This is a genomic window from Nocardia sp. Root136 (assembly GCF_001427185.1).
Taxonomy (GTDB): Bacteria; Actinomycetota; Actinomycetes; order Mycobacteriales; family Mycobacteriaceae; genus Nocardia; species Nocardia salmonicida.
Map to the genome: position 1 here is coordinate 573,797 of NZ_LMFE01000001.1, position 20,928 is coordinate 594,724.

Genomic DNA, 20,928 nt, shown 5'->3' on the forward strand with positions numbered 1-20,928 from the left:
GATTATGGGCGCGCGCACGAAAGTCTTCGTAGCCTCGGAAGCGAATCGACTCTCTGGCGAAAGGCCGACGATGACCGATACCGCGGTACCCCTGCTGTGGAGCGGAGACCTGCCGAGCACCCTCGAGTTCTACCGGGCGCTCGGCTACACCGTGACCCACGAGCAAACCCGCCCCTATGTCTACGGTGCGATCGAACAACACGGCTGCGCGCTGCATTTCGCACCCGCGCCGAAGGGCATCGAGCTGCCGGTGGAGCACGCGGGCGCGCTGGTGATGGTCGACGACGTGGCGGCACGTCACGCCGAGTACACGGCCGCACTGCGCGCGCACTACGGCAGGATTCCGAGCAAGGGATGTCCGCGGATCACCCGATTCCGTCCGGGTCAGTCCCGGTTCTCCCTGGTCGACCCGGTCGGCAACACCGTCCTCGTGATCCAGCGCGACGAGCCCATGGAACTCGAGTACGGCGGCTCGCGCGAGCTCGAAGGCCTGGCCCGGGTGCTCGACAACGCCCGCATCCTGCGCGATTTCAAGAACGACGACCGCGCGGCCACCCGCGTTCTGGAAACCGGCCTGCGCCGGTTCGGCACCACCGCGCACGCGCTCGACCGGGCTCGCGCCTACACCGCCCTCGCCGAACTCGCCGTCATCGCCGAGGACAGCGACCGGCTCGCACACTGGAAATCCGAACTCGACAGCGTCGAACTGACCGCCGAGGAGCGCGCGTCGATCACTGACGATCTACTCACGGCCGTGCCGACCCCGACCGACTGAACCGGCCTGGCGTCCGGTCGGCCAGTAGGCTTCAACCATGCGCGGTCGATCGAAGGAACGCACCACCCGTCGGCGGCGGACCCGTTGTCTGGCAACAGCAGTCACGGTTGCCGCCGCCCTCGGGGTCGGCCCGATGGGTACCGCACAGGCCGGTGCGCCATCGTGCGCCGACGGCTGGCACGCCGAGGTGCTGGCGGCCGATCTCGGCGGCTTGGAGAATCTCGAAGACGACGGCCGCGGCGGCTTCTACCTCAGTGGCATCGTTCGCGGCGAGCTCCTGCACGTGGCCGCCGACGGGCAGGTCACCACCGTCTGCACCGGCCTGGACAACCCGGCCGGGCTGCGGCTGATCGGCGAGGACCTCTATTTCGTCACCGGCGACGGCACCACACCGAACGGCGGCGGCACCCTGAGCCGACTCCACCTCAGCACCGGCGAAGTCACCGTTCTGCTTCCGAATCTGGTGCAGCCCAACGGATTACTGATGCTTCCCGACGGCGACCTGCTCATCTCCCAGCTCTCCGTCCCCTGGCCCCCGGTCGGCATCAGCCGCTACCGCCCCGCCACCGGCGAATTCACCCTCGCCTGGTCCCCCGTGCCCCGCCCCAACGGCCTCGCACTCGCACCCGACCACCAGGCAGTGATCACCGAGGACGTCGCGACCTCCCAACTCCTGCGAGTCCCCCTCGACGCCCCCGACCGGCCCACCCCCATCGCCACCGTGAACGACGGCCTGCTGCCCGCACTCGACGACCTCGATGTCACCGCCGCCGGTCTCGCCTTCGTCACCGGCGACTATTCCGGCAGCGTCTACCAGGTCGACCCGACCACGGGCACCTGGTGCACCCTCGCCACCGGCTGGACCACCCCGCGTGGACCCCTTCCCACCCCGCCGCCCATCGGCCCCACCTCGGCCCGCCTCGCCCCCGATCCCATCACCGGAGCCTGGTCCCTCTACGTCACCAGCATCGACGGCACCCTCCGCCGCCTCCGCCCGCCTGCCGCACTGGACCTCACTCCCTCCTTCCTCCGCTGAACACCTCGACCGATGGCCGGTCAGCGGGGCCGCTCGGCCCGGAAACGGAACATGGCACGACCGGTTTCGACGTCGATACCCGTGAAGCCTGCCGATGCCAGTCGGTCGGCGAGGGTATCCGGCGCGACCGGCACACACGTGTCACCCAGGTGCTGGAGCCGAAACAGCCGATTGTCGAGGCCGTCCGAGCCTGCGAAGACACCGCCCGGTCGCAATACCCGCAGTGCTTCGGCGAACAGGTCGTCCTGTTGAGCGGGTGACGGCACGTGATGCAGCATCGTGAAGCACACGACCGAGTCGAACTCCTTGTCCGGCAACGGCATCGCTGTCGCGTCACCGTCCACCACCCGCAGATCTCCGGCGAATCGGGTGCGTAGACGCACGGCCAGCACCGGGTCGATCTCCAGACCGGCCAGGGAGACCGTCCGGTCCGGCAAGCCGGTCGACGTCATCCCGATCGGCGCACCGCTGCCGACCGACCCACGAGCTCGCGTGGTCGCCGAGGCCCTGCTCGACAATCCGGCCGACGACCGCACCCTCGCAGATTGGGGTCCGCACGCCGCGGCCAGCTCCCGCACCCTGGCCCGAGCGTTCCGTGCCGAGACCGGCATGACCTTCGCGCAGTGGCGGACCCAGATCCGTTTGGCCGCCTCGCTGACGCCCCTGGCCGACGGTGTACCGGTGACCCGCATCGCCGCCCGGGTCGGCTACCGCAGTGCCAGTGCCTACGTGGCCGCGTTCCGCCGAGCGGTCGGCACCTCGCCGGGCCAGTACTTCGCCCGTTAGCCACTCGCTCGACAGGCTACCGAGAACCCGGATCGATCGGGGTTTCGCGCAGCGTGCGGCGAGCAGTGGCGTAATGCCGATCTTCGTGGTGCACTAGCGGATTCGGCTATCGGGAGGTCAGCGTGCGATCGGCACCGCAGTGGGCGCAGCAGGACGGGTTCGGGATTCGGGTCGATTGGGGGCGGACCGGGGCGGCGGTGCTCGGACCGGGGGCCGGATGTCTGGTGGTGATCGATGTGTTGTCGTTCACGACGTCGGTGTCGGTGGCTACCGCGGCGGGTACCGCGGTGTTCCCGTATCGGTGGCGTGATGACTCGGCGCGGGTCTTCGCCGAGGAGAACGCCGCCGAACTGGCCGTCGGACGGCGCGAGGCCGGTCCGTGGTCGTTGTCGCCGGCGGCGATCCGGCGGGCACCGTTCACTTCCCGACTGGTATTGCCCTCGCCCAACGGCTCCACCATCGCCGCCGCGGTCGAGGGGACGCCGGTCGTCGCGGCGTGCCTGCGCAATGTCAGTGCGGTCGCCGACTGGCTCGTCGCCCACCATTGGGGCACTCGCGATCAACCGATCGCGATCATCGCCTCGGGCGAGCACTGGCCGGGCACCGATACCGTGCGACCGGCGCTCGAGGACTGGCTCGGCGCCGGTGCGCTCGCCGCCGCGCTGATCGATCGCGGTCTCACCACACTCTCCCCCGAAGCACACACGGCGGCAAACGCATTCCAGGCGACAGCGGACGTCGGCGCCTCGATCGTCGACTGCGCGTCCGGCCGCGAACTCGCCGCGATCGGCTTCGCCGACGATGTGGCCATCGCGATCGAACGGGATGCCGACTCCACGGTTCCGGTGCTCACCGACAACGCCTTCGTCGACATCCGACGCGGATAGCCGGCGTGGAACGGCAGGTCAGTCCTGCGAGGTGAGAATCCGCGGGCCGTCGGCGGTGACGGCGATGGTGTGCTCGCTGTGCGCACAGCGAGAGCCGTCGGCGGAGCGGATGGTCCATCCGTCGGCGTCGGTGTAGACCTTCGCGGTACTCGCCGCGAACCACGGCTCGATCGCCACGGTGAGGCCGGGTCGCAGCCGGAACCCGCGGCCCGCCCTGCCGTCGTTGGCGATATGCGGATCCTCGTGCATCGTCCGCCCGAGTCCGTGCCCACCGAACTCGGTGTTGACCGGATATCCGTACCCGCGTGCGACATTCGCGATCGCGGCGGAGATGTCACCGATCCGATTGTCCGGCTGCGCGGCCGCGATCCCGGCGGCCAGAGCTTCCTCGGTAGCTCGCACCAGGCGCTCGTCCGCGGGCGCCGGGCCCCCGACGATGAACGAGATCGCCGAGTCGGCGACCCACCCGTCGATCGACACGGCCAGGTCAGCCGTCAGCAGGTCTCCGTCGCGCAGCACGTAGTCGTGCGGAAGTCCGTGCAGCACAGCATCGTTCACTGCCAGGCACACCGTATTGCGGAACGGTCCGCGCCCGAACGACGGCGAGTAGTCCCAGTAGCACGACACCGCGCCGCGCTCGCGAATCCGTTCCCGCACATACGCTTCGAGCTCGAGCAGGTTCACCCCGACCGCCGCGCGGTCGCGCACCCCGGCCAGCACGTCCGCGACGAACCGGCCGGTCACCCGCATGCGCTCGATCTCCGCGGGCGATTTCAACTCCACCATCACGCCTCCAATTGGTATTTTCATACCGACACTAGCGGCGCCGGTATAAAAATACCAATCTCAGCGGTTCAGGTTGCCCATGTCCACGGGGATCTGCGCTCCGGTGATCTGACTCGCCTCGTGCGAGCACAACCACGCCACGGTCGCCGCGATCTCCTCCGGCTGACAGATGTGGCTGGGGAGCGCGTTCATGAAGATGGGCGCGAGGGTGGCACCGTACTCCTCGAACAGTGGCCCCATCTCGTTGATCTGCATGCCGGTCGCCACGCCCGCCGGGTGGATGGTGTTCACCCGGATCCGGTGTGCGCCGAGTTCGTTCGCCATCGTCTTGGCCAGCCCCGTGATCGCGTGCTTGGTCGCGACGTAGTGGCCGGTGAACGGAATGCCCTTGATGCCCGCCACCGAACTGGTGAACACCATCGCACCGCCCTCGCCCTGCGCGATCAGGTGTGGCACAGCGGCTTTCGCGGTGTGAAAGACGCCCGTGAGGTTGACGTCGATGGTCTCGCGCCACTGCTCGGCGGTGATCTCCCACGACATCGCCGCAGAACAGATCCCCGCGTTGGCCACCACCACATCGAGCCTGCCCAACTGCTCGATGCCCGCCGTCAGCGCCGCCGAGAGCGCGTCGAAATCGCGCACGTCGACCTTGCTCGCGACGATCTTGCCGCCTGCCGCTTCGACCAGCTTCACGGTCTCGGCCAGATCCGCCTCCGTCGCGCCCGCGTAGCTGGTGCTGGCGAACTCCGCGCACGCGTCGATCGCGATCACGTCGGCGCCTTCCTCGGCGAAACGCACCGCCTCCGCCCTGCCCTGCCCGCGCGCCGCTCCCGTGACGAAAGCGACCTTGCCCTCGAACCGTCGTGTCATTCCCATGCCTTTCGAACCTCGATATCCTCCCTTGACACCTACCACCGACACCGCCCCGGGCGAGGCGAAACGGAGATCCCTACTCAACTTGGCCAACCCGTTCGCGAGGACATACCATCGGTCGCATGGTCCGTCTCCCGCTCAGCCCCGCGCAGGTCGAAGCAGGCCGCCGTCTCGGCCGCCGCCTTCGCACCGCACGCGGCGATCGCGACCTCGCCGAGGTGGCCCTGCGAGCCGGCATCTCACCGGAGACGCTGCGCAAGATCGAGTCGGGCCGACTGCCCTCCCCGGCCTTCGGCACTGTCGTCGGCCTGGCAGAGGCCCTCTCGATCCCCCTGGCCGAACTGGCCGAGTCCTACCGCGACGAGCAGGTCGCCGAGTCCGCCTGACCGTCCCGCGTCGACCTCGACCGCCTACCGGCGGTTCATCGACTCCTCGTTGTCGTATCCCAGCGTCACATCGTGCGTGATCTCGCCGCGCGTCACCGAGACCTGACTCGCGACGGGTGGGTATCCGCGCGCGACGACGGTGTACTCCCCTTCGGGCAGGTCGGGGACCAGATACCGGCCCTTCTCGTCGGTGCGCGCCGTCGCCGCCGGATCGCCACCCGAGTCCAGCACGGTGATCTGTACGTCGGGGACGGGGCGCTCGCCGTCCACCCAGGCCGAGCCGAGCAGAATCGCCATCGGTTCGAGGTCGATATCGCGCTGTAGCGAACCCGTCTCCGGCACGGTCAGCGCGACCGCCGAAGGACGCATGTGGTCGGCCACCGCGACCAGGGTGTAGGTGCCGCTCACGACGTCGCGGCATACGTAGGTACCGTCTTCGCCGGTGATCGCCGCGCCCACCACCTCGCCCTCGGGATCGGTGAGCGTGACTGTGGCGCCCCAGAGCGGTTCGCCGCGACGCGCCGACCGCACGATCCCGGTGAGTTCGCCCGCGCCGGTCAGCATCAGGTCGACGTGCTGGGCGCGCTCGCCGATCGACACGCTCACCGCCTCGGGCTGATGGCCGGCCGCGGCGGCGATGAGCACATAGTTGCCCGGTCGCGGCGCCTCGATCACGTACGCGCCGTCGGCGTCGCCGTTACCGCGGGCCACCTGGCGCCCGTGCTGGTCGATCAGGGTGAGCGTGGCGGCGGGCACCGGACGCGCGTCGTCGCGGCGCAACAGTCCCGCGATCACCCGACCGCTCGAGACGGGGTGCAGTTTCCCGGCCATCTCGTGCGCGTCGTGCAGGCTCACATCACGCAGCAGGGTGGCATCGTCGTGCTCCTCCGGTGCCGGATCCTCTTGCAGCGGAATCTCTTTCATGAACACCAGCACCAGGCAGGCCACCACCGCGAGGTCGGCGGCGAGCAGGAACACGCTGTGCATCGAGTCGGTGAATCCCTCGAGGATCGGGATGCGCAACTCGTCGGGCAGGGTGGCGATGCCGCTGGTATTGCTCAACAACCCCTCGAGCTGCGCCCCGTCGAAACCAGCGGGCAGGCTCCCACCGAAGGCTTCCAGGATCGAACCGGGCAACCGGTCGAACAGCACCGTCAGGAACACCGCGACGCCCAGCGTCCCGCCCAGCTGACGGAAGAACGTGGCCGCCGCGGTCGACACGCCCATCTCGGTGCGCCCGACGGCGTTCTGCGCGGCGATGATCAGCGTCTGCATGCAGCAGCCGAGGCCGAAACCCATGATCGCGCTGAAGGCGAGCGGCTGCCACAGCGGACCGTTGTAGGTGACCCGCGCGAACAGCGCGCACCCGATCGCCAGGATCAGCGCGCCGAGTACCGGCAGCACTTTGTAGCGCCCGGTGGCTTTCGTGATCAGCCCGGATATCTGCGCGCCCACCATGATCCCGAGCACCAGCGGCAACATCAGCAGACCCGCCTCGGTCGGCGAGAAACCACGCACGACCTGGAGATACTGCGGCACCATCGTGATCGCGCCGAACATCGCGACACCGACGAGGAACCCACCGAGAATCGCGATGCTGAACGTGGAACTGCGAAACAGCCGCAGCGGGATCAGCGCCGAGTCCTTCATCAGGAATTCGACCAGGACGAACAGCAGCAGACCGGCCACGCAGATGCCGTAGCAGAGTAGCGATTTCGGCTCGGTCCAGCCCCACACCCGACCCTGCTCGGCCACGATCAGCAGCGGCACCACACCCACGATGAGCGTGATCGCACCGAACCAGTCGATCCGGCTCTGTTGGCGTGTGTGCCCCACGTTGAGCACCTTCGCGACCACGAGGAACGCCAGCACCCCGACCGGCACGTTCACCAGGAACACCCAGCGCCAGCCCTCGATGCCGCCGAGACTCTCGTAATCGGACAGGAATCCGCCGACCACCGGGCCCAGCACCGTCGCGATGCCGAACACCATGAGGAAATACCCCTGGTAGCGGACCCGTTCGCGCGGGGGCACGATGTCACCGACAATGGTGAACGCCAGCGACATCAACCCGCCCGCGCCCAAACCCTGGAAGGCGCGGCACCCGGCCAGCTGGTACATGGTGGTCGCGAAGCAGCAGGCCGCCGAGCCGATCACGAACAGGGCTATCGCCAGCAGATAGAACGGTTTACGCCCGTAGATGTCGGCGAGTTTGCCGTAGAGCGGCGTGGTGACGGTGGCGGTGATCAGGTATGCCGTTGTCGCCCATGCCTGTTCATCGAACCCGTCGAGACTGTTCGCGATGCGGACGATCGCGACGCTGACGATGTTCTGATCGAGCGCGGCGAGGAACACCCCCAATAGCAGGCCCGACAGAATGGTGAGTGTCTGGCGGTGCGTGAGGCGTGATTCGGCAACGACGGTATCGGTCATGGAAGAAGCCCTGGTTCTGATCGGCTGGCAAGTGGGGGTCGATCATTCGGCCCACACGAGGGCCGACAACCCCGCTGCGAGGAAAACATTGCGCCGCGGGTGGAACTCTTCATGCACTGGTGCGCCGAGCTTACCCACGTCTGATTTGCCGCCGTCACCGAGGGATCAAGTTATCGATCATTTCACCGGGAAACGAGAGCCGCGGCGCTGGGAACTGTCAGTTCGGCGGACGCGAATTCAGCAGCCGAGTTCGGCGAGCGCGCACAGAGTTTCCGAACACCCCGCGTCGATTCGGAGGGTGGCCAGTTCGTCGCCGCGAGTGCGCCCGCGATTCACGATCACCACTGGCACACCGTTTTTCGCGGCTCTCCGCACGAACCGCAGGCCCGACATCACCGTCAGTGAGGAACCGGCCACCAGTATCGCCCGCGCCTGTTCGACCATGTCGAAAGCGGCTTCCACCCGATCGGGCGGAACGTTCTCCCCGAAATACACGATGTCGGGTTTCAGCATTCCGCCACACGCCATGCAGTCGACCATCCGGAATCGGTCGGTATCGGTCACCACGGCGTCCGCGTCGGGCGCCACTTCGATACCTGTCGCCCCCGCCGAAACATTCTCCGCGAAACCGGGATTGGCGGCTTCGAGGTGTTGCGCGAGCGTCATTCGCGAGATCAGATTCGCACAATTCAGGCACCGCACTCGCGCGTAGGTTCCGTGCAGATCGATGACCCGCCGCGCCCCCGCCTTCGTGTGCAGCAGGTCCACGTTCTGGGTGATCACCCCCGACACCGCACCCGCCCGTTCCAGCCGCGCGAGGGCACGATGACCGGGGTTGGGCCGAGCGGCGTCCATTCGCCGCCAGCCGATGTGGTTGCGTGCCCAATACCGTTGCCGGAAGACCGGGTCACCGACGAACTGCTGATAGGTCATCGGCGTGCGCGCCGGTGAGTCGGGGCCGCGGTAGTCGGGAATCCCGCTGTCGGTGCTCAGGCCCGCTCCGGAGATCACCACGGTGCGGCGACCGCTCAGCAGCTCGGCCGCGCGTTCCACCGCGTCGGTGGTGTCGTCGTCCACCATGGGATCCACTCTACGAGCGGGGCGGCGCCGTCTCGCGCGGGGGACGAACACGCCGGGCCGAGTTGCGTGCGGTGGGCGCGCGGCGACATGATTGTTCCTCCGCCCGGCATCGACCGCTGCAGAGGAAAACCTATGTCCGACACCGATGAGTACGACCGCACCGCGCTCAATGCCGCGGTCGACGGGACCATCGTCACCGTCCGCCGGATGTTCTATGTCCTGGGTGACGAGGTCGACCGCACCGAGGGTCCGATCGAATTCACCTTCCATAACGGTTCTACTCTGCTCTTCGACGCCGGTACCGACGGCGCGGAACTGCGCATCGGTGGAGCACCGTGGCGGGACCCGTTCGAGCCGCTGGTCGACCCGGTCAATATCGAATACGTCGCCAACTCCGGCAAGTACACCGCCTTCGACGTCACCGACGAGGCACCGTACGACGAACTCACGGGCCGCCGCGTCGACGCGGTCTCGGTGGTGCCACTGGCCGACGGCCGCCCCCGTGCGGCAACCCTGTACCTGGGCACGGGCATGGTGAAGGCGGAGTCGATCGCCGACGAACTCATCGTGACCTTGATTTCCGCCTGAGCCTCCAGCCGGCGCCGGTGCTCCCGGCCGCCCGCTGCCACGCTGGGTTACCACCACGACGACCGGCGCACTGTGCGCGAGGCCGTCGTGACGGCGTTCACCGGACTTGTGGCTGCCTGACCGCCTCCGCGACGAACGACTCCGACAGCTCGTCGATGACGTCGCCGCGGATCTGCCTGCGCTCGTTGGCGAGCGCGGTGGTCGTGCAGATGCCGAACGCGCCCTGCTCGTCGTAGAGCACCGCGGCACCCGCCGCGATCCCGTCGTCGCTGAGGTGGCTCTCCGCCTCGATACCCATCTCGCCGCCGACGGGCATGCGCGAGAACGTGATCGACACATCGGTGTTGATGAAACCGATTCCCTCGGTGCCCCAGTTGGTGACCAGGCTGGTCTGCTCGCCGGTCATCGCGGCGTAGCAGAACGGCGACGACTCCTCCCCCGCGACCACGGGGATATTGCGTACCCACTTGCGTTTGCGGGTGTCGTTCTGATGTTCGGTCATATTCGCCGACCAGCCCTGCCCGTCACTGCCGAACAGGTGCATCACCTCGTCGATGGTGGCGAGCACGTTCGGCGGCGGCACCGGGCGAGCGCGGTCGTGGCGCCAGACCTCGCCCGGCGGCTGGGTCGAACGCTTCAGCAGCAGCGCGCTGCCGCGAGCGACGATCTCGCCGTCGGCGCGCGCGACGATCGTCGCCGAACGGACCCGGTTCCCGTCGCGCACCAGTTCGCTGGCGACCGTCAACGGCACGGCGGGCACCGCACGGTGCAGATCGATGGTCAGTCGCGCCGGGGCGAACCCTTCGGAACAGTAGCGCGCTTCCACTTCGCGCGCCATCAACCCGCACACCGGTGGCCCGGACAGCGTGCTGGGCGACCACAGGCTCAGCGAGTACCGCATCGGCGTGTAGACGCCGTCCGCGTGCGTGAAATAGCCAGGGGAGGTACTCATCGTGCCCCTTTCCTCCGCGGGCGCCGGGCGGGATCGCGGCGGCACACCATGCCTCAGACTAGAACGTGTTGCAGTTTTGCGGCAAGTCCGGTCACTCCAGCTCACCCTCGGTTTCCAGGTAGACCTGGCGCAGCTTGTCCAGCGTTTCCTGTTCCGGGTGCTCCCACAGCTTGCGCTCGGCCGCTTCCAGGAGCCGTTCGGCGATGCCGTGCAGGGCCCAGGGGTTGGACTGCTCCATGAACTTGCGGTTCACATCGTCGAACACGTAACTCTCGGAGAGCTTTTCGTACATCCAGTCGGCGACCACATTGGTGGTGGCGTCGTAACCGAACAGGTAGTCGACCGTGGCGGCCATCTCGAAGGCGCCCTTGTAGCCGTGGCGACGCATGGCCTCGAGCCAGCGCGGGTTCACCACGCGGGCGCGGAAGACGCGGGCGGTCTCCTCCGAGAGCGTGCGGGTGCGCACGGCGTCGGGACGGGTGGAGTCGCCGATGTAGGCCTCGGGGTTCTTGCCGGTCAGCGCGCGGACGGTGGCGACCATGCCGCCGTGGTACTGGAAGTAGTCGTCGGAGTCGGCGATGTCGTGTTCGCGGGTGTCGGTGTTCTTGGCGGCGACCGCGATGCGCTTGTAGGCGGTGCGCATGTCGTCGGCGGCGGGGGCGCCGTCGAGGTCGCGCCCGTAGGCGTAGCCGCCCCAGGTGGTGTAGACCTGCGCGAGGTCGTCGTCGGTGCGCCAGCTCTTGGAATCGATGAGCTGTAGCAGGCCCGCGCCGTAGGTGCCGGGCTTGGAACCGAAGATGCGGGTGGTGGCGCGGCGGGTGTCGCCGTGTTCGGCCAGATCCGACTGGGCGTGCGCGCGAATGTAATTCGACTCGGCGGGCTCGTCGAGGTCGGCGACGAGGCGGACCGCGTCGTCGAGCAGGGCCAGCACGTGCGGGAACGCGTCGCGGAAGAAGCCGGAGATGCGGACGGTGACGTCGATGCGCGGGCGGGCGAGTTCGTCGAGCGAGATCACCTCGAGGGACGTGACGCGGCGGCTCGCCTCGTCCCACACCGGCCGAACACCGAGCAGGGCGAAGACTTCGGCGATGTCGTCGCCGGAGGTGCGCATCGCCGAGGTGCCCCACACCGACAGACCGACCGACTTCGGGTACTCGCCGTGGTCGGCCAGATACCGGGCGAGCAGCGATTCCGCCATCGCCTGACCGGTCTCCCAGGCCAGCCGCGAGGGCACGGCCTTGGGGTCGACGGAGTAGAAGTTGCGGCCGGTGGGCAGCACATTGATCAGACCGCGCAGCGGCGACCCGCTGGGGCCCGCGGGGATGAAACCGCCGTTGAGGGCGTGCAGGACGCGGGCGATCTCGATGCGGGTTTCGCGCAGGCGCGGCACGACTTCGGTGGCCGCGAACCGCAGGACGGTCGTCACCGCGTCGAGGCGGGCGGCTTCGTCGGCCGCGTCGCTCACTCCCCCGGCGAGAATCGCGGTGGCGAAGTCCTTCACCAGGGTCTCGACCGCGCCCGCCGACCAGTCCGTCGCCTGCAGTGCGCCGAGGAGTTCGCGCGCGCGGGCTTCCACCACGTCGACGCGTTCACGCGATTCGTCCCCGGCTTCGCTCAGCCCCAGGGCTTCTCGCAGGCCGGGCACGTTCTGTTCCCCGCCCCACAGCTGGCGGGCACGCAGCATGGCCAGCACCAGGTCGAGTTCCATGTCGCCCTCGGGGGCCTGGCCGAGGATGTGCAGACCGTCGCGGATCTGGACATCCTTGATCTCGCACAGCCAGCCGTCGACATGCAGGAGCATGTCGTCGAAGACGTCTTCCTCGGGGCGTTCGGCGAGGCCGAGGTCGTGGTCCATCTTGGCCGCACGCATCAGGGTCCAGATCTGCTGGCGGATGGCGGGCAGCTTTGCCGGGTCGAGGGCGGAGATGTTGGCGTGCTCGTCGAGCAGCTGTTCCAGCCGGGAGATGTCGCCGTAGGTCTCGGCACGCGCCATCGGCGGGATCAGGTGATCGACGAGGGTGGCGTGGGCACGGCGCTTGGCCTGGGTGCCCTCACCGGGGTCGTTGACCAGAAAGGGATAGATCAGCGGCAGATCGCCCAGCGCCGCGTCGGTGCCACAGGAGGCGGACATGCCGAGAGTCTTGCCGGGCAGCCACTCCAGGTTGCCGTGCTTGCCCAGGTGCACCATCGCGTCGGCGCCGAAACCGTCGGGCGCGGACAACCAGCGGTAGGCGGCGAGATAGTGGTGGCTGGGCGGCAGGTCGGGGTCGTGGTAGATGGCCACGGGGTTCTCGCCGAACCCGCGAGGCGGCTGCACCATCAGCACCACATTGCCGAAACGCAGTGCGGCGATGACGATCTCACCCTTGGGGTCGGCCGACCGGTCGACGTAGAGTTCGCCCGGCGGCGGCCCCCACGCCTCGACCACGGCCTCGCGCAGGTCCTCGGGCAGCGACTCGAACCACCGGGTGTAGGTGGCGGCGCCGATGCGAATCGGATTGCCTTCCAACTGTTCGGCGCTCAGCCACTCCGGATCCTGACCGCCCGCGGCGATGAGCGCGTGGATCAGCGCGTCGCCGTCGCGTGCCACCAGGCCGGGGATCTCGTCGATATCGCCGAGATCGTAACCGGCGGTGCGCAATTCGGTGAGCAGGCGGATCGCGCTCGCGGGGGTGTCGAGGCCGACGGCATTGCCGATGCGGGCGTGCTTGGTGGGATAGGCCGAGAGCATGATCACGATCCGCTTGTCGGCGGCGGGGATGTGACGCAGGCGGGCGTGGCGCACGGCGATCCCCGCCACGCGCGCGCAGCGTTCGGGATCGGGAACGTAGGCGGACAGCCCGTCGGCGTCGAACTCCTTGAAGGAGAACGGCACCGTGATGATGCGCCCGTCGAATTCGGGCACCGCGACCTGCGTGGCCACATCGAGCGGCGACAGGCCGTCGTCGTTGGCCTCCCACTGCGCGCGGCCGCTGGTCAGGCACAGGCCCTGCAGGATCGGCACGTCGAGGGCGGCGAGCGCGGCCACGTCCCAGGCTTCGTCGTCACCACCGGCCGAGGCGGTCGCGGGCTTGCTGCCGCCCGCCGCGAGAACGGTCACCACGAGGGCGTCGGCACGGCCGAGCAGGGTGAGGAGTTCGGGTTCGGCGGTGCGCAGCGAGGCCGCGTACACCGGCAGCGGGCGTGCGCCTTTGGACTCGATCGCCTTGCACAGCGCCTCGATGTAGGCGGTGTTGCCCGCGAGGTGCTGGGCGCGGTAGTAGACGACGGCCACGGTCGGGGCGTGCGGTTCGAGGATCCGCGGGGACCTGTCGAGTTCGCCCCAGGTGGGCAGTTGCGCGGGAGGTTCGAAGCCGTGGCCGGTCAGCAACACCGTGTCGGACAGGAAGTTGTGCAGCTGGAGCAGGTTCTCGGCCCCGCCCGCGGCGAGGTAGTTGTGCGCGTCGGCCGCGACGCCGACCGGCACCGTCGAGCATTCCATCAGCTCGGCGTCGGGCGCGATCTCGCCGCCGAGCGCCACCATCGGCACCCCGCTCGCCCGAATCGCGTCGAGGCCCTCTTCCCACGCGCGCTTGCCGCCGAGGATTCGCACGATCACCAGGTCCGCGCCGTCGAGCAGTTCCGGCAGATCCTCGACCAGCAGCCGGGCGGGATTGCCCCAGCGGTACTCGGCGCCGCTCGCGCGGGCACTCAGCAGGTCGGTGTCGGAGGTGGACAGCAGCAGGATCACAGGGTGAGACCTTCCTCGGGTTACGCGCCCATCGGGGTTGCGGTGCTCGCCGGAGAGGGTCTGGCTGTTCACAGTGGCGCGACCGCACCGGATTTCCACCGGTTTCCTCGACGCCCGCCGAGCAAGACGATGCTACTGGGCCCACCCCACCCACAACTTTCCAGGCCGCCCCCTGACGCTGGACGATTGATCAGCAGGCGGTGGCGCGCGCATCGCCCGAGAGCGTTGCCGAAGTGTTCGGCGGTCACGCCCAGCGACGTGATGGAGGCCGGTGTCAGTGAGTGGGTCGGCGGGTGGTGTCCTCGGCGGCGATCGCCGCCGCGACCCCCGTGCAGGCGCCTCGGATCAGGACGCCGTAGTCGTCGTCCGGGAGGATGTCGAGGCGTTCGCGGGCCGCTTCGATGTGTCGGGTGGCGGCGGGGAACGCGCCGAGGCGGCGGAAGTTGTCGGCGAGGTTCAGGTGCAGCGAGGGGTAGAAGCCGGCGACCTGGAGGCCCGCATGGTGGTCGTTCAGCCGGGTGTCGGTGAGGGTGTCGGCGGCGTCGAGGGCCCGGACGTCCCAGACGAGGGCTTCGGCCGGGTCGTCGTAGGTGTCGGCCAGGTAGTGGGCGAGGGTGCAACGGTGCAGGGGGTCACCGGCGGGGCCGATGTCGGCCCACACCGCGAGCAGGCCGGCGCGGGCGCGATCGGGGTCGCCGGCGCGGAAGTCGCTGACGCCCTGGGTGATTCGGGTCATGATCGGGTCGGCGGTGGTCATCGGAACGTCCCCTCGGTGGGTTCGGGTTTGCGCGGCATGGCCAACGTCGACAGGTCTCCGTCGTCGGCCGAGCGGATCAGAACAGGCTGGTCGGGGGCGATGAGGTCGAGCATCACGTCGGGTCCGACGGCGGTGGCGACGGCCGGGTAGAGGGTGGTGACGGCGAAATGGATCGTCATGGCGGGGCCGGTGGCTCTCGCGTGCGGGATGTGCCGCACCGCGCCCCGTTCCGATGCCTCGCACGCAGCGGCCGCAGCGCTCGAACTCTCCTGCGCGACAGGGTCGCCCGCCGCAGCGGTGCCTGTCGGGGTGTGCTCCGTCCACGGGCTCGAGGTCGTCAGGGAGACCGTGCCCGTGGAAGCCGTGCGCAGGACCACGGTGGGCGAGTCGAGGTGTTCCATGGCGTCGAGCAGCGCCGCACGAGTGAGCACGACTCGGGTTCGCACCGGGGCGAGCGCGGCCAGCATCGCTCGGTAGTCGGGGAAGTCGTGGGTCGATCGGCGGCAGAAGCGTCGGGTATCGTCCGGCTGGGCGGCGTGGCGCGTCGTCGGCTCGCCACCTCCTTCGGTGCGGCCTCGGTCGACTGAATCTGTTGTCGCCATGCGGAATTCGACACGATCGTGATGGGGGCGAATCGCGACAGAGTGCCGGCGACGCAACCAGGACGCGGCCGCACGGAGGTCCTCGGCGTCCACCGTCGCGGCCCAGACCGCGGGACCGAACCGGGCGGGGCGGACGGTGCGGGTGGCCAGGCGGTAGCGGTCCGTCGCGGTGAGGATCAGCTGCTGACCGTCGGTCTCGAACAAGATCGTGTCGAGGACCGCCAGATCGGGATCGGCGACCGTAGCTGTCCCTACCTGGTCGATCGCCGCCGCCAGCACCGGTCCGCTCACCCACACGTCGTCGCGCGTCCGGGGCGACCCCCTCTCGAGGCCTTGCGCGGTGCCGAGCGGCGATCGAGCACTGCCTCGATCATCGGTCGGCACCGAGACCTGGTCGCAATGCCCGTCCCCGCCTCCGGACGTCGATCCGTGGGTGGCCAGAAGCGCGCCGAGGGCGGCCGCGGCGGCGGCGCGGACCTCGCCCTGGTGCCGGTCCAGGTCGACGAGGTGCTCGTCGAGGAGGACGAGCGCGCGGGCGGGGTCGGGTTCGGCGAGCAGGGCGGTCACGGCGGGCAGCGGCATGTCGATAGCGCGCAGGTGACGCAGCAAGCGGGCGGGAGCGGATTGCTCCGGGGCGTAGTAGCGGTAGCCGGTGACCTCGTCGACGACGACGGGGGCGAGGACGCCCGCGTCGGCGTAGAAGCGCAGGGCGCTGGTGCTCAGGCCGCAGGCGCGGGCGAAGGCTCCGATGGTGATCAGTTCGGTGTCGGGCACCGATTCATGATCGGGGTTCGAGTGAGTCGAAGGTCAAGTCGTCTATCGGTCGGTGCCCGCGGCGACCATTTCCGGGGAGCCGGTGCCGAGATGTCGGTACACGTTCGCGATCACCAGTTGACCGAGTGCGTTGTTGCCGACGCCACCGATCACCGCACCGATACCCGCGGGGACGAGGGTGCCGAACAACAGCAAGGTGCGTTTGACCAGGTAGTTGACGATGAATCGTTTGGCCGGGGAATCGGGCATGCTCGCCAGCACGGGAATGTGGTCGGTGACCACCGAGAGCCACTGACCCTTCTTGTGGCCCGCGGTCTCGTCGAGCACCTTCGTGCCCGCCTCGCCGAGCACGACCTTCGACATCAGATGCGCCTGCCGTGAGTCGTCGGGATCCAGGCCGTACGCCGCGGCGGCGCCGACGGACAGCACCGACGACGCCTCGAGGAACACGACGGTGTCCACCCCGGTCGCCGCCAGACCGAGCACGGTGCCGACGCCGGGCACCGCGGCGGTGAGCCCCACGGCGACGCCGCTTGCCGTGACGACCAGCAGGTACTGACGCGACAGCCGCTGCACGATCTCGACCGGCGCTTCCTCCGGGTGGCGACTGCCCAGCCATCCCACATACCGATGCACCACGGGCGCCTGTGCCTGCGCGGCTCTGTCGAGTGCGGGAACGACACGCTTGTCCACGAATTCACGCAGCATGTGGCGGCTCTCCTGTCAGTGCTCGGCTGGCGAAGGATCCGCCACTCACCCTAGGCGAATACCCCCGAACCGCCCCGTCACGCGAGTCGGCCTCGTCACACCGACGAAGCCCGGCCACGGCCGGTCGACAGCGACGGTCGGCGGAGGGAAGGTGGTTCGACCACGGTTGAGGTTCGGGGCACAGTCGGCGCGTCGTAGGCTGGAACATCATGACCAGGAGTGCGCCCGATTCTTGTCCAGGGGTTCTGCGGTTGCATCAGGCTGCCGACGGGCCACTGGCGCGAATTCGTGTGCCGGGCGGACGGTTGGAATCGGCGCAGTTGCAGGCGCTGGCCGATGCGGCACGCGATCTCGGCAACGGGAACCTCGAGCTGACCTCGCGGGGAAACATTCAGCTGCGCCAGGTCCGTGACGCCTCCGAACTCGCGCTGCGATTGGGTGCGGCGGGACTGCTGCCCAGCGAGACCCATGAACGGGTACGCAATATCGTGGCCTCACCGCTGTCCGGCCGAGTCGGCGGGTTCGCCGACGTCCACGGGCTCGCGGTCGACCTCGACACGGGATTGCGCGGCGACCCGCTGCTGGCGGAGCTGCCGGGGCGAGTGCTGTTCACCCTCGACGACGGACGCGGCGATGTGAGCACGCTGCACGGCGACATCGGCATCCACGCGGTGGGCGAGAACGAGTTCGCCCTGCTGCTGGCGGGCGCCGACACCGGACTTCGAATCACCGCGGGCGAGGCGGTCGAGGTGATGCTCGACGCGGCGCGCGGCTTCCTCGATCTGCGGGGAACCAGCGATTCGGGACAGTGGCGACTGCACGAGATTCCGGGCGGGGTCGAATCGGTGGTCGAGACGCTGAACCGCTCCCCCGTCGGCGAACCGCTCGAACTCGGTGCGACACATGACATTCCGATCGGCTGGCTCGACCAGGAGAACGGCCTCGTCACGCTCGGCGCCGGGGTACCGCTGGGCACCCTGTCGGCCAGAACCACCGAATTCCTGGCCGCCGTCGAACGGCCCGTCTTCGTCACCCCGTGGCGCAGCCTGGTGATCACCGACCTCGACGAGGGACCCGCCGAAACCGTGGTGCGGGTGCTCGCGCCCATGGGGCTGATCTTCGACGCGAATTCCCCGTGGCTGCGGGTCAGCGCCTGCGCCGGACGCCCCGGCTGCGCGAAATCACGCACCGATGTCCGCGCCGACCTGGCCGCCGCCATCGAATCCGATCGCGTCCGGCCCGCCGCCGAGGCTTCCGAGTATCGGCCGCCCGCGCGGAACGAACTCGTCGCGGCCGAAGCCGTCACCGTGGCGGGTCGCCAGCACTGGTCCGGATGCGACCGTTGCTGCGGTCGCCCGCGCGGACCCGTGACCGATGTCGTCGCCACCGACCACGGGTATCGCATCGAGGTCGACGACGCGGCAACCGCTCCCTGAGCCGCTTCGGCGGCCGAGCGAAACTCGATCGACGATCCCGAAACCTCTCGTACCCTTGCCTTCTCGCTATGAGGGCTTCCCATGTCCACCCTGCAGGTAACGGCCGAGCGGCTCGCCGGCACCGAGTACGAGTGTGCCCACCGCGCTACGCGTGCGTATTCACCTCCACGAACGGATTCGCCACCGATGTGCGGCGCCGACCAGCCGAGCGCGTCCGCTCGGCTAACCCACGGTCGTGTCGCGGCGGGTGTGCAGCTCGAGCACGCAGCACTTCACGCCGCCGCCGCCCTTGCGCAGTTCGGACATGTCGACCGGGACCGGAACGAACCCGCGCTCGCGCAGCTGCGCGATGAGCCCGGTGGCGCCGGGGTCGAGGAAGACGTGTTCACCGTCGCTGAGTCCGTTCAAACCGAAGCAGAGCGCGTCGTTGTCGTCGGCGAGGATCGCGGCCGGGTAGAGCGCGGTGAGCAGGTCGCGAGCGGCGGGGCTGAACGCGGCCGGGTAGTAGGCGACGGTGGTGTCGTCGAGAACCATCAGCGCGGTGTCGAGGTGATAGAAGCGCGGGTCGACCAGTTCGAGCGAGACCACGGGCAAGTCGAAATACCGCTCCACCTCCGCGTGGGCGGACAACGAACAGCGGAACCCGACGCCGGCCAGAATCCGCTGCCCGGCGAACGCGAAGTCGCCCTCTCCCTCGTTGGTTTCGGCCGCGGCGGCCAGTGCGCGCAGTTCGCGGGCGGCGAACCACTGATGGAAGGCGGGGCCCTCGGCGGCGCGTTCGGGGTGGGCGAATCGTGCCGAGAGCGCGTGTCCACCGATCACGATGCCGCTGTTGGCGGCGAAGACCATATCCGGCAGGCCGGGTTCGCCGGGCACCGTTTCCACCGTGTGCCCGTGTGCTTCCAGCCTCGCGCGCAGGATCTCCCACTGGGCGAGTGCGCGGGCCCGGTCGACCGATTCGGCCGGGTCCATCCACGGGTTGATCGCGTAGGTGACCTCGAAATGGTCGGGGCGGCACAGCACGTAGCGGCGCGGCGAGGCGGTCCGCGCCGGCGCAGATACACGAAGGGGGCTAGCGGCGGTCATCAGGACTCCTGGTGGCTGCGCGGATGGTTTCTCCGACCGTAATCGCCGTTCCATTGCACGGGGAACACCGTTTCGTTGCGCATATCAGTGCGAGAATGGGGAATCATTGCGTGAGAAGGCGAAGGAGCGACGTGGACGATATCGATCGGCGGATTCTCGCGGAGCTGCTCGTCCACGCCCGCGCCTCGTTCCAGGAGATCGGTTCGGTGGTCGGCCTCTCGGCGCCCGCGGTGAAGCGACGGGTGGACAAGATGGTCGCGAGCGGGCAGATCACCGGGTTCACCGCCCAGGTCAACCCGGCCGCGCTCGGCTGGAAGACCGAGGCGTATGTCGAGGTCTACTACCGCGACAACATCTCCCCGGCCGAGCTGCGCCGCACCCTGGAACCGATTCCGCAGGTCGTCGGAGTGTGGACGATCGCGGGTGAGGCCGACGCGCTCGTGCACGTGATGGCCACCGACATGGCCGAGATCGAGGTGACTGTCGAACGGATCAGGGAGAACGCGCGCGTCGGGCGCACCCGTAGCTCGCTGGTGATGTCACGCATTCTCGAACGCCCCCGCACCTGAGCCGCCGGACACCACGTCAGACCCAGGTTCTAGGGTTACCGGCATGTCCGATGTGCGTGCCAGCTACCTCACCGACGGGGCCGAGATCTATCGGCGCTCGTTCGCGACGATCCGCGCCGAGGCCGATCTCGCCGGTTTCCCCGCCGATGTCGAGCGGGTAGCGGTGCGAATGATCCACGGCTGCGGGCAGGTCGACCTGGCCCCCGATATCGCCTACTCCCCCGGCGTGGTCGCCGCCGCACGCGCCGCGCTGCACGCCGGTAAGCCGATCATCTGCGACGCCAATATGGTCGCCTCGGGGGTGACCCGCAAGCGCCTACCCGCCGACAACGCGGTGCTGTGCAACCTCACCGATCCTCGGGTGCCCGCACTCGCCGCGCGACTGGACAACACCCGCTCGGTGGCGGCGCTGGAACTCCTGCGCGACCAGCTCGACGGTGCGGTGGTGGCCATCGGCAACGCACCGACCGCCCTGTTCCACCTGCTCGACATGCTCGACGCCGGTGCGCCGCGACCCGCCGCGATCATCGGCATTCCGGTCGGGTTCATCGGGGCCGCCGAATCCAAGCAGGCGCTGATCGACTTCGGCGGGATCGAATATCTGACTGTGCGCGGTAGGCGGGGCGGCAGCGCGATCACCGCATCGGCACTGAATGCGATTGCGAGCGAACAGGAGTGAGTGAG

General features: G+C 68.9%; 20 protein-coding genes. 9 read left to right on the forward strand and 11 right to left on the reverse strand.

The features are described from left to right. Window positions 1-70: 70 nt before the first annotated feature. Entirely contained in the window at window positions 71-775 is a 705-nt protein-coding gene (locus ASD42_RS02810) for a hypothetical protein (protein WP_056809803.1), read from the forward strand. 37 nt (window positions 776-812) lie between these two features. Further along, window positions 813-1,811, forward strand: coding sequence for an SMP-30/gluconolactonase/LRE family protein (locus ASD42_RS02815; protein WP_063893554.1), 999 nt, complete (start codon window positions 813-815; stop codon window positions 1,809-1,811). A 20-nt stretch (window positions 1,812-1,831) separates the two neighbouring features. Here the strand turns inward: ASD42_RS02815 and ASD42_RS35090 are convergent, their stop codons facing one another. Further along, window positions 1,832-2,263: a class I SAM-dependent methyltransferase gene (locus ASD42_RS35090; protein WP_056809807.1), complete on the reverse strand. Its 432-nt coding sequence runs from the start codon at window positions 2,261-2,263 to the stop codon at window positions 1,832-1,834. A 40-nt stretch (window positions 2,264-2,303) separates the two neighbouring features. Between ASD42_RS35090 and ASD42_RS35095 the strand changes: the two genes are divergently transcribed. Next, window positions 2,304-2,597, forward strand: a complete 294-nt coding sequence (locus ASD42_RS35095) for a helix-turn-helix transcriptional regulator (protein WP_056809809.1) — start codon at window positions 2,304-2,306, stop codon at window positions 2,595-2,597. 122 nt (window positions 2,598-2,719) lie between these two features. Then, window positions 2,720-3,484, forward strand: a complete 765-nt coding sequence (locus ASD42_RS02830) for a 2-phosphosulfolactate phosphatase (protein ID WP_084786993.1) — start codon at window positions 2,720-2,722, stop codon at window positions 3,482-3,484. An 18-nt stretch (window positions 3,485-3,502) separates the two neighbouring features. Here the strand turns inward: ASD42_RS02830 and map are convergent, their stop codons facing one another. Both map and ASD42_RS02840 read right to left on the reverse strand, forming a co-directional pair. After that, on the reverse strand, window positions 3,503-4,270 hold the full coding sequence (gene map, locus ASD42_RS02835; protein ID WP_056809811.1) for a type I methionyl aminopeptidase: 768 nt from the start codon (window positions 4,268-4,270) through the stop codon (window positions 3,503-3,505). A 60-nt stretch (window positions 4,271-4,330) separates the two neighbouring features. Continuing rightward, a complete protein-coding gene (locus ASD42_RS02840) occupies window positions 4,331-5,146 on the reverse strand; it encodes a mycofactocin-coupled SDR family oxidoreductase (protein WP_056809813.1) in 816 nt (271 codons plus the stop codon). 119 nt (window positions 5,147-5,265) lie between these two features. Between ASD42_RS02840 and ASD42_RS02845 the strand changes: the two genes are divergently transcribed. Continuing rightward, window positions 5,266-5,529 (forward strand): helix-turn-helix domain-containing protein, encoded by a 264-nt coding sequence (locus ASD42_RS02845; RefSeq protein ID WP_056809815.1) that lies wholly within the window; start codon window positions 5,266-5,268, stop codon window positions 5,527-5,529. Between the two features lie 24 nt (window positions 5,530-5,553). Here the strand turns inward: ASD42_RS02845 and ASD42_RS02850 are convergent, their stop codons facing one another. Beyond that, entirely contained in the window at window positions 5,554-7,962 is a 2,409-nt protein-coding gene (locus ASD42_RS02850; protein ID WP_056809817.1) for an MFS transporter, read from the reverse strand. Window positions 7,963-8,199: 237 nt separating this feature from the next. Beyond that, complete coding sequence (locus ASD42_RS02855) at window positions 8,200-9,042, reverse strand: NAD-dependent protein deacetylase (protein WP_056815261.1); 843 nt, start codon at window positions 9,040-9,042, stop codon at window positions 8,200-8,202. Between the two features lie 132 nt (window positions 9,043-9,174). Here ASD42_RS02855 and ASD42_RS02860 point away from each other — a divergent pair, with 132 nt between their 5' ends. Continuing rightward, window positions 9,175-9,630, forward strand: coding sequence for a hypothetical protein (locus ASD42_RS02860; RefSeq protein ID WP_056809820.1), 456 nt, complete (start codon window positions 9,175-9,177; stop codon window positions 9,628-9,630). A gap of 97 nt (window positions 9,631-9,727) precedes the next feature. Here ASD42_RS02860 and ASD42_RS02865 read toward each other — a convergent pair whose 3' ends face one another. The 5 genes from ASD42_RS02865 to ASD42_RS02885 form a co-directional block, all read right to left on the reverse strand. After that, the gene (locus ASD42_RS02865) at window positions 9,728-10,582 is read right to left on the reverse strand and encodes an acyl-CoA thioesterase domain-containing protein (protein WP_063006466.1); all 855 of its coding nucleotides are present in this window, start codon (window positions 10,580-10,582) and stop codon (window positions 9,728-9,730) included. 91 nt (window positions 10,583-10,673) lie between these two features. Next, a complete protein-coding gene (gene cobN, locus ASD42_RS02870; RefSeq protein WP_056809823.1) occupies window positions 10,674-14,312 on the reverse strand; it encodes a cobaltochelatase subunit CobN in 3,639 nt (1,212 codons plus the stop codon). A gap of 274 nt (window positions 14,313-14,586) precedes the next feature. Further along, the gene (locus ASD42_RS02875; protein ID WP_056809825.1) at window positions 14,587-15,069 is read right to left on the reverse strand and encodes a hypothetical protein; all 483 of its coding nucleotides are present in this window, start codon (window positions 15,067-15,069) and stop codon (window positions 14,587-14,589) included. Next, window positions 15,066-16,445 carry a DNA polymerase III subunit beta family protein gene (locus tag ASD42_RS02880; protein ID WP_056809826.1) on the reverse strand — a complete coding sequence of 460 codons (1,380 nt, stop codon included), beginning with the start codon at window positions 16,443-16,445 and terminating at the stop codon, window positions 15,066-15,068. The genes ASD42_RS02875 and ASD42_RS02880 overlap by 4 nt, the downstream gene beginning before the upstream one ends. A 42-nt stretch (window positions 16,446-16,487) precedes the next feature. Then, entirely contained in the window at window positions 16,488-17,153 is a 666-nt protein-coding gene (locus tag ASD42_RS02885) for a hypothetical protein (protein WP_056809828.1), read from the reverse strand. 209 nt (window positions 17,154-17,362) lie between these two features. Between ASD42_RS02885 and cobG the strand changes: the two genes are divergently transcribed. Then, window positions 17,363-18,589, forward strand: coding sequence for a precorrin-3B synthase (cobG, locus tag ASD42_RS02890; RefSeq protein WP_056809830.1), 1,227 nt, complete (start codon window positions 17,363-17,365; stop codon window positions 18,587-18,589). A gap of 222 nt (window positions 18,590-18,811) precedes the next feature. On the opposite strand, the gene ddaH is transcribed toward cobG, so the two are convergent. Then, complete coding sequence (gene ddaH, locus ASD42_RS02895) at window positions 18,812-19,675, reverse strand: dimethylargininase (RefSeq protein WP_056809832.1); 864 nt, start codon at window positions 19,673-19,675, stop codon at window positions 18,812-18,814. Between the two features lie 95 nt (window positions 19,676-19,770). Between ddaH and ASD42_RS02900 the strand changes: the two genes are divergently transcribed. Next, window positions 19,771-20,244 carry an Lrp/AsnC family transcriptional regulator gene (locus ASD42_RS02900; protein ID WP_235569287.1) on the forward strand — a complete coding sequence of 158 codons (474 nt, stop codon included), beginning with the start codon at window positions 19,771-19,773 and terminating at the stop codon, window positions 20,242-20,244. Window positions 20,245-20,287: 43 nt separating this feature from the next. Next, window positions 20,288-20,923, forward strand: coding sequence for a precorrin-8X methylmutase (locus ASD42_RS02905; protein WP_056809835.1), 636 nt, complete (start codon window positions 20,288-20,290; stop codon window positions 20,921-20,923). Window positions 20,924-20,928 lie beyond the last annotated feature (5 nt).

Bases quoted from the DNA above. Each gene is read 5' to 3' on its own strand.
- ASD42_RS02860 (WP_056809820.1), top strand. From the start codon at position 9,175: ATGTCCGACACCGATGAGTACGACCGCACCGCGCTCAATGCCGCGGTC.
- ASD42_RS02875 (WP_056809825.1), bottom strand. From the start codon at position 15,069: ATGACCACCGCCGACCCGATCATGACCCGAATCACCCAGGGCGTCAGC.
- ASD42_RS02850 (WP_056809817.1), bottom strand. From the start codon at position 7,962: ATGACCGATACCGTCGTTGCCGAATCACGCCTCACGCACCGCCAGACA.
- ASD42_RS35090 (WP_056809807.1), bottom strand. From the start codon at position 2,263: ATGACGTCGACCGGCTTGCCGGACCGGACGGTCTCCCTGGCCGGTCTG.
- ASD42_RS02840 (WP_056809813.1), bottom strand. From the start codon at position 5,146: ATGGGAATGACACGACGGTTCGAGGGCAAGGTCGCTTTCGTCACGGGA.
- ASD42_RS02845 (WP_056809815.1), top strand. From the start codon at position 5,266: ATGGTCCGTCTCCCGCTCAGCCCCGCGCAGGTCGAAGCAGGCCGCCGT.
- cobG (WP_056809830.1), top strand. From the start codon at position 17,363: ATGACCAGGAGTGCGCCCGATTCTTGTCCAGGGGTTCTGCGGTTGCAT.
- ASD42_RS02815 (WP_063893554.1), top strand. From the start codon at position 813: ATGCGCGGTCGATCGAAGGAACGCACCACCCGTCGGCGGCGGACCCGT.
- ASD42_RS02905 (WP_056809835.1), top strand. From the start codon at position 20,288: ATGTCCGATGTGCGTGCCAGCTACCTCACCGACGGGGCCGAGATCTAT.
- ddaH (WP_056809832.1), bottom strand. From the start codon at position 19,675: ATGACCGCCGCTAGCCCCCTTCGTGTATCTGCGCCGGCGCGGACCGCC.
- ASD42_RS02810 (WP_056809803.1), top strand. From the start codon at position 71: ATGACCGATACCGCGGTACCCCTGCTGTGGAGCGGAGACCTGCCGAGC.
- map (WP_056809811.1), bottom strand. From the start codon at position 4,270: ATGGTGGAGTTGAAATCGCCCGCGGAGATCGAGCGCATGCGGGTGACC.
- ASD42_RS02855 (WP_056815261.1), bottom strand. From the start codon at position 9,042: ATGGTGGACGACGACACCACCGACGCGGTGGAACGCGCGGCCGAGCTG.
- ASD42_RS02885 (WP_056809828.1), bottom strand. From the start codon at position 17,153: ATGCTGCGTGAATTCGTGGACAAGCGTGTCGTTCCCGCACTCGACAGA.
- ASD42_RS02900 (WP_235569287.1), top strand. From the start codon at position 19,771: ATGGGGAATCATTGCGTGAGAAGGCGAAGGAGCGACGTGGACGATATC.
- ASD42_RS02865 (WP_063006466.1), bottom strand. From the start codon at position 10,582: ATGAGTACCTCCCCTGGCTATTTCACGCACGCGGACGGCGTCTACACG.